A 9,353-nucleotide genomic window follows, 5' to 3' on the forward strand; every position below is an offset into this window, starting at 1 on the left:
TCAACCACATGAAGATGTGATTTTTATTACAATTTAAAAGGTATTTGTACATAAATTTCAAATCCATCTTCTTTCTTAAAGTGTAATGTTCCATTCATTTTTTGTGCACGACGTTTCATATTTATAAGTCCGAAACCAGTGCTAGCGGTTGTCTTATTAATCACACCATCATCTTTAATGACTAGTGTTCCATGCCCATTTTGATTGGCGATTTTTATATGTACATTTTTAGCATTAGCATGTTTTACAATGTTGGTAATAGCCTCTTTGTAGATAAAAAACAAATGCTGCCTCGTGCTAACAGATAATTTTTTGTCAAGATTGAGATCATTTTTTTTAATCTTAAAATGAATCCCATTAGGTAATAAAAGTTCTTCTGCGACTTCTACCATACGTTCTAATAAATCTGAGGTTCGTTCTCTTCTGTTATCGATACTCCAAACTAAATCTCTCATTTGAGAAATAGCATCACGACTTGTAAGGGCAATTTTATGAAGCTTATTTTTATTTTCATCTACAGCATTTGCTTCTAGCAGCTCAGACTGCATAGCCAGACCCGTTAAAGTAGACCCTAAATTATCGTGTAAATCGCTAGAGATTTCTGTTCGTAATTCTTCTAATGCCAATAATTGCCGAACTCGTAATTGAAAAGCACCATAAAAAATGGCTAATAATAATAACACACACAAGGCTATAAACCACCATGTTTTATAAAAGATGGGCGTTATCGTTATGGGTACTTTTAAAATAGTACTGTTTTCAGAACCACTAAAATCTGCTGCTTTAACGTTTAATAGATAATCTCCTGCTGGTAATTTATTATACCGCACATATGGATTTGTTCCTTGAGAAAACCAAGTATTTTCAAAACCTTCTAGCATCGTTAGGTATTGATTTTCATCATTCTTAAAATAATTAGGGATCGTCCAATTTATTTGAAAATACTGATCGTAAGGTCCTATTGTAATCTCTGTATCTTGTTGAGATGAAATATCTACTTTTTGGATATCATTACTTTTACTATTAAAACGAGTTAAACTAGATAATAAAATAGCATTTGACATGGGTGCTTTTATTAAATCACTAGGATTAAACCTATTCACCCCATTCATACCGCCAAAATAATACGCATCACTACTATTTTTAAAAAAAGAAGCATAGTTAAACTCGTTATGGGTAAGCCCATCTTCTACAAAATAATTTTGAAACCTTTTTGTCTTTGTGTTAAAAAAGGAAAGCCCCTCATAAGTGCTAACTATAAGATGTTCCTTGTAGGGTAATATTCCAACTACATTGTTATTAGGCAATCCACTTGAAACATTATACACTGTAGTTTCATTTTTATCTGGCTGTAAATGAATAAGTCCTCCGCCAAAAGTGCCTAACCATACACTCTGGTCTTTAGCTTCGTGAACTACAATAATGTTATTCTTATTTAAAGCTGGTGTCGAAGTCAAATTATAATGTGCCTCAATAGTACCGTTTAAGTTAATTTTAAAAAGACCATCATTTAAAGTACCAGCCCAGATAACACCAGGCGTCTCGCTTTCTAAAAAATACCTAAAATGCAAGTAATTATTTTCAATAGCATCTTTAAAAACAAAGTTGCTCTTACCAGTATCTGGATCAAAAAGCGTTAACTTCTCAAGAGTAAACCCAAATAATAAACGTCCGTCTTTGAGCGTAATAATAGGGCTTTGCCTCGTAATATTAAGTCTGTTATTAAATGCTGGGAGTATTTCTGCAAACCCATCGCTTAACCGTATTTTTATGAGTGATTCATTTACGGTATACACATACTTTTTAGATACATCTGTAGTAAAAAAACGAGCACCATAAAGTGGATTCGTTTCAGGATCAAAATTTCCCCATAATTTAAGTTTCTTGATTTTATTGCCTTGCTTATCAAAAACAATGAGCTCTTTTTCGCGCTCGTACATGGCTATAATGTCACCTTCTTTTGTTTCAAACATAGCGCGCATACTATTGCCCCAACCTTTTTCTTCAGACTTAAAGAGTTGCTTAAACATTTTTGGCGCAATTCGCATTTTTAAAATCCCTTTGTCTGTAGAAAGCCACAAGAGACCGTTAGCATCTACAAACATTTGCGAAAGACGCGTAAAATCTAGTTGCTGTTGGAGTGTTTTAGTAAAATTAGTGATGGTACCTAAGCGATCTTTTCTATAAAAAATAGTATCCCCTGCAAACCACGTATTTCCTTCTGTATCAACAACACCACGATGAATACTTTTGGCTTTATTAAAAATAGGCTCCCACTTGTTCTTTAGGGTGTCGTAGCGAACAATCCCTTTTTTATTCGGAAAATAATAATGTTGATTTTTATCATCAAAAAAAGAGGTTCCACGTGCTTTTGTTTTATCATCCTCTTCTAAAACAGACAACACATTATTTTTAATTTTTTGTCCCTGTTCTGTATAAAATGCGCTCCCTTTAGATTGAGTTAACCACAATAAATTATTATCACGATCTGAGGTGAGTCTTGTAAATTCACGATTACCACGGGGCACACTGTCTATAGTTATAAAACCTTGTTTTTTCTCAAACTTTTGAAGGTATTGATAGGTGTCTTCGCGTTTAGAAATCCAATGATTATCTGTGACAACCCACACTTGTTTTTTATAATCTATATGTAGATCAAAAACATCTCCTTTAATTCCTTCTACTTCACTATAACTGGTAATACTATCTGTTTTTGTGTTTATGGTAAATAATTTGTCATTGGCTACAAACCAGATTAGATTATTGCCTTGATACACCAAGTTATGATCTGTAAACTGCTCATTGACTATAAAATTAGGATTATTAGGGTCACTTGTATACGCTTTAAAAGAATAGCCATCATATTTAAGTAGCCCTTGTGCAGTGCCAAACCACATAAAACCTAAACTATCTTGTGTTATTGATTTTACATCTCTAAAAGGCAAACCATTCTCTGTGGTTATGGTTTCTATTTGAGACAAGGTTTGTGCTTTAAGTTGACAAAAAGGAGTCACTAAAAAAAACATCAATAAACAAAATGTATTGAAGGTTGGAGGAATAAATGGCGATTTTTCTGGGTGGTTCATTAACGTGTTCTCATTTTTTCTTCTGAAATTTTAATGGGTAACAACCTGTTCATTACATCATACAATAGCTTCGCCTTTAAAATTTCAGAAAACAAAGACATGCTTTACGATATGCAAAATAGTTAAAAAATGAACTAGAATAAAATAGGTGAAATTTCTGAAAATTTTATAATACCAGAGCGAAGTCTCGCTAAACCGATTTTCTACCCCAGCCCTAAAGGGAGGAAAATCTCAAATCTTGATAACCATATAGAATAAGTCACCCTTTAGGGTTGGGGTAAAACGTATTCGGGAATTAAAATAACTAGTAAAAACCACATCAAAATGTGATTGACACGACAGCCAACAACTCCTAATTTAGCGGTACTAATTTGTTGCATACTATAGATAATCGAAAAACACCAAAAATAGCATTGCAAAAAATAAAAATAAGCCATCATGAAAAAAACAACCCTACTTCTACTCTTTTCTTTTTTACTAACCCTTAGCACACAAGCCCAATGGCAGCAACTAGGCCAAGATGTTGATGGGGAAGCTGCATTTGATGGTTCTGGAAGATCTGTATCCCTATCTGCAGATGGCAGCATAATGGCAATTGGTGCCCCAGGTAATGATAATCCAAACGGCACAACTGCTGGGCACGTTCGGGTCTTTCAAAACAATAGCGGTACCTGGACACAAATAGGTCAAGATATTGATGGAGAAGCTGCAAGTGATTTCTCAGGAGGTGCTGTATCCTTATCTGCAGATGGCACCATAGTGGCCATTGGTGCTGCTGGTAATGATAATGCAAACGGTTCAAATTCTGGTCACGTGCGCATCTATCAAAACATTAGTGGTACATGGGATCAAATAGGCCAAGATATTGATGGAGAAAATGCTGGTGATTTTTCTGGAGATTCAGTAGCACTCTCGGCAGATGGCAGTATTGTAGCTATTGGAGCAATTCTTAATGACGGACTAAATGGAGCAGGTTCTGGACATGTACGGATATATCAAAATTTAAGCGGTACATGGACTCAAGTAGGCCAAGATATTGACGGGGTAGACTCGTCTGATGAGTTTGGGGGTGCTGTGTCGCTATCAGCTAATGGTAACATCGTTGCTATAGGAGCGGCTAGAAATGATATATCGGGATTTGATTCAGGTCAAGTAAGAATATATCAAAACATAAGCGGTACATGGACAAAAATAGGTCAAGACATCGATGGAGAAAATGCTGGTGATTTTTTAGGAGTCTCAGTTTCTCTCTCTACGGATGGGACTATTTTGGCTATTGGATCTACAGGAAATGATGGAACAAATGGTGCAGAATCTGGTGTTGTACGGGTCTATCAATATACGGCTGGTAGCTGGATACAAATAGGCCAAGATATTGAAGGTACAAATGGAGGTGATTTTTTTGGAGCATCCGTGTCTATCTCGGGAGATGGAACAATTGTAGCAGTAGGGGCATTGACTATTAATAGTTTTACAGGTCAGGTCCGTATCTTTCAAAACTTAAGTGGCACTTGGACACAAATAGATCAAAATATTGATGGAGAAAACCCTGATGATCTGTCTGGAGTTCCAGTAGTTATATCTTCAGATGCTACTACCGTAGCTATTGGGGCTAGAGGAAATGGTGGAAATGGATCAAATTCTGGTCATGTGCGGGTGTATCAACTTGCAGCAAGTAACATCGAGGTAAATATCGCTACGGGCGACCTAGAATTTATAGACAACAATGATAGAGATGATAACCTAACCATCTCTGTAAACGGTGCCAATTATCGCATCACAGACCCTACAAACTCTTTAACAGCAGGAACTGGAGCCACACAAATAGATGCAAATACAGTAGACATACCTATTGCATCCGTAACAGGAGACATTACCATAAATACTAATGGCGGTGATGATTCATTAACCACAGATTTCTCTGGCGGAAATTTTAGTGACATCATTAATTATAACGGTGGTACTCAAAACAGCACCAACCCTGGCGATATCTTAAGACTACAAGGAGGTGCTACTTTTGCCACCGTAGAACATACCTTTATCAATGAAAATGACGGCGGTGTTGCAGTTGCAGGAAATAGTGCTATTAATTACATAGGCTTAGAACCTGTTATTGATAATTTAATGGTTACAGATCGTGTATTTACATTTACTGGTGCAGATGAAATAATTACATTACAAAATGAAACCACAGCGGGTTTAAACATAATAGACAGTACACTTGGCGAAAGTGTGACGTTTACAAATCCAACAAGCAGTCTAACAATTAATACAGAGGCAAACGGAGGGTCTGGTATAGATACGGTTACTATAGAAGGTGTAGATGGAGCTTTTGATGCAGATCTTACTATTAATGGAGATACTGATGATACAATTAATTTTGATATTAGTCCTACAAACATTGGGACTGGAAATTTAACCGCGACAGCTAACGATATTATAGTGTCTCGAAGTCTAACCACAACTGGCGATGGAGCAATAACACTTAATGGTTTTAGAAGGGTTAATGTAACATTCAATGCCACAATAATGGCTAGTGATGGGAATATTGAAATTAATGGAAATACTGCAAATACAACAATTGCTGGAGTTGGTTCAGGGATTGATGTTGCTTCGTCCTCTATACAAACTACAGGAACAGGTAATATTGCTTTGACAGGCAATGGTTTTAGTGATACAGCAGGCATTAGTTTTATTCATGGGGTGGCTTTTAGAAATTCATCTAGTATTATAACACAGGGCTCTGGATCTATTTCAATTACTGGAGAGGGAGGAGATGCATTAAGTAATAATTATGGTGTAGCTATAGATAATACAACAATTACATCAAATCTTGGTAATATTACATTAAGTGGTATCTCTGGAGACGGAACAGGATCTGCTAATCAAGGTTTAGCTATCACTAATCAATCTATAGTAGAAGTACTATCTACTGGAGACATTACTATCTTAGGCCAAGGTGGTACAGGCGCTCAAGTAAATAGAGGATTAGAAATAACAGGTATAGGAACCGCTGTGACCGCTAATGGAGGAACGATTACGATTACTGGTAACGCAAATACTGCAACTACAGACTTTTTTAATATTGGAATAAGTATCAGAGAAGCAGTTATAAGTAATGCAGCAACTGGACCTATTAATATCAATGCTACTGGAGGTGGTGGAACTGGTAGTAATTTTGGTCTCGAATGTACCGCAGTAGGGACAAATATTAATGCTGTAGATGGTGATATTACAATCATAGCTACTGGTGGTAATGGAACAGATTCTCGAAATATTGGAGCAAATCTTGAATCTGGGACTCAAATTGAAACTACTGGAACGGGTGATATATCCATTACTGGAACGGGTGGAAATGGAACGAATTTTAATATTGGTATATCCGTATCAGATGTTGATACCGCAATAAAAACCGTAGATGGTGATATCACTTTTACAGGAACCTCTGGTACTGGTTCTAGTTTTAGAAATAGTGGTATGGAAATAGTGCAAGGAGTTATAGAAGCAACAGGTAATGGAAGTATTACTATGGATGGAACTGCCATTGAAAGCGTAAACAATGCATTTGGTATCGGTATAGTATTCTCACCAACAATTAAGACCAATGGTGGGGGTATATTTTTAACTGGACAGGGATCTACAAATGGGACTGGTGGTGGTCACAGTGGAGTTATAATAGGGTTTAATAGTACTTTAGAAGACTTAAATAATGGCCCCATTGTAATTAATGGTACTGGAGGGGGATTAAATGGTGACATTGCAGATATAGCTTTTAATTCTGGAGTACAAATATATAGAGACGCTATAGTACGCTCTAGTGGCGGTGGTATTGATATAACTGGACTTGGGACTGTTAACAATGCTAGTAGAAACAACTCTGGAATTTTAATAGATATGGCTTTATTAGAAGAATTAGGCACTGGAATAATACGCCTAAATGGTACTGGAGGTAACGGTACTGATGATAATAATGGTATTAGTATTATTGATAACGCAGTTATTGAAAGTAATGGTGGTGGTATAGAATTCATAGGAGTTGGTAATGGAACCGGTATAGAAAATTTTGGAATTTCAATTACTGAAGATTCTACAATTAGAGATATTAATTCTGGTTCTATAGCTATAAATGGAATGGGATCTAATAGTGCTGGAGCATTAAATTCTGGAATATATGTACTAGATCTTTCTACAATTACAACAGATGGAAATATAGAAGTAACAGGAACAGCAGGAAACACAATAAGCAGCGCCATAACCTTAGACGGTCTTGAAGCTAGAATACTTGCAGGAGGAACAAATACAATTACAGCAATTGATGGACCATTAACTACAAGTGCTGGTATACCTATAGCAAGTTTAATAGAAGGAAGTACTGTAACTTTTAATGGTGAAATACAACCTGGAGATATTACCCCTACACCTGGCCAATTACCCATTACAGGAAATACACAATTTTCTACAGGTGATGAACTAACAATTAGTATCGCTGGAGAAACAAATGCTGGAGATGACTATAGCCAACTAGATATTACCGGTACCGTAGACATTACAGATGCTACATTATCACTAGTTGATAACATAACAATACCCATTACTAGCGGCGCTCAATTCACCATCATAGAAAATGACGGAGCAGATGCTATCCTCGGAAATTTTAATGGCTTGGCAGAAGGTGCAATTATTCCTTTTAATGGGCAAACATTACGAGTAAGCTACATAGGTGGCGATGGCAATGATGTGGTGCTAGAAGAAGTTGTGCTGAGCACCTTATCTATAGTGGCGACCACACAAGCGGCAGAAGACGCTACTAATGGAGTATTTACAGTAACAGCATCACAACAATTTCCTACCGAAACTAATGTCACTTTTTCTGTAGCAGGAACCGCTACTTCGGGAACAGACTATGCTGCTTTAGGTAGTAGTTTTACATTTCCAGCAAACACTAACAGTGTTACTATTACTGTACCTGTGATTGCAGATGATATTGACGAAGCAGATGAGACCGTTATGGTAACACTTACTGGAACAGACAATCTAGATGTAACAATAGGTACTCCAGATAGTGCGACGGTGACTATTAGCGATGATGATGAAACTCCTTTAATTACGCAAGGTCAACTATTTACAATAGACGAGAATTTGCCAAATACAACTGCTATAGGAACCATTTTTGCAACAGATACTGATCCAGGAACCACTTTTCAAAATTGGACTATTGTAACTGGTAATACAAGTATAGACGGTGATATGGATGCGCCTTTCGCCATCAATCCAGCAACAGGATTACTTACAGTAAATGATTCTGGGGACCTTGATTTTGAAAGTGGAACTACTAGTTTCACTCTATCCATAACAGTTAGTGATGGCACAAACACAAGTGCTCCAGAAACCGTGATCATCAACATTAATGATGTAGATGAATGCGACCCCTTAGTGCCCGTTACCAATCCAATAACCGTAGCGCTTGTAGGCACGAGTTATACCTTAACACAAGCAGACAGAGATGCCATTACCAGTGGCAGTACAGGTACCGCTCTAAACTTTTCATTTAGCCAAGAGACCTTTACCTGTGCCGATATTCCATCTGTAGCTATTACGGTGACGTTTACCGATGACTGTGGCACGAGTAGTGACGAAATGGTAACGATTTTAGTAGAAGATAGCATGGCTCCAGTAGTTAATTGCGCTGCGCCATTCACCATACAATTAGACACAAATGGAATGGCGAGTATCACAGCAGCAGATGTTGAAGAGAGTAGCACAGATAATTGCGGTATCGCAACTATTGTTATTGATGTTACAGATTTTACTTGTGCAGATATTGGCCCTAACACAGTAACACTTACTGTAACAGACACCAATGGTCTTATGAGCACTTGTACTACAATAGTAACCGTAGAAGATACCCTAGCACCCACAATTACCTGTCCGGCAGACCAAACAGCTATGGTAGATACTTTTTGTGAGTTTGAACTACCCGATTATACAAGCTTGGCTACAGTTCTAGATAATTGTAATACAATGCCACTAGTAACACAAGACCCAGCGCCCGGAACTTTTGTGACACAAGGAAACACAGTAATTACCATTTTTGCAGATGATGGAACCAATATAAACAGCTGTACATTTACACTTGAAGTACAAGACAACATCCCCCCTACTATTTCATGTCCGAGTGATATCACTGAAGATGCCGATGTAAACTGCACTTTTATACTACCAGATTACGCGACATTAGCAACGGCTTCAGACAACTGTGCAAATCCA

Annotated in this window: 2 protein-coding genes; one reads left to right on the top strand and one right to left on the bottom strand. The window is 37.1% G+C overall.

Going from position 1 to position 9,353, the window contains the following annotated elements; all coding sequences use genetic code 11:
- Window positions 1–26 precede the first annotated feature (26 nt).
- Window positions 27–3,086 carry a ligand-binding sensor domain-containing protein gene (locus ACY2RS_RS13935; RefSeq protein WP_490099277.1) on the bottom strand — a complete coding sequence of 1,020 codons (3,060 nt, stop codon included), beginning with the start codon at window positions 3,084–3,086 and terminating at the stop codon, window positions 27–29.
- Window positions 3,087–3,524: 438 nt separating this feature from the next.
- Here ACY2RS_RS13935 and ACY2RS_RS13940 point away from each other — a divergent pair.
- On the top strand, window positions 3,525–9,353 hold a 5,829-nt coding region (locus ACY2RS_RS13940), incomplete at its 3' end, for a Calx-beta domain-containing protein (RefSeq protein WP_490099278.1).

The sequence above is a fragment of the Patiriisocius sp. 208BN25-11 genome (genome assembly GCF_058147145.1).

Bases quoted from the DNA above. Each gene is read 5' to 3' on its own strand.
- ACY2RS_RS13935 (WP_490099277.1), bottom strand. From the start codon at position 3,086: ATGAACCACCCAGAAAAATCGCCATTTATTCCTCCAACCTTCAATACA.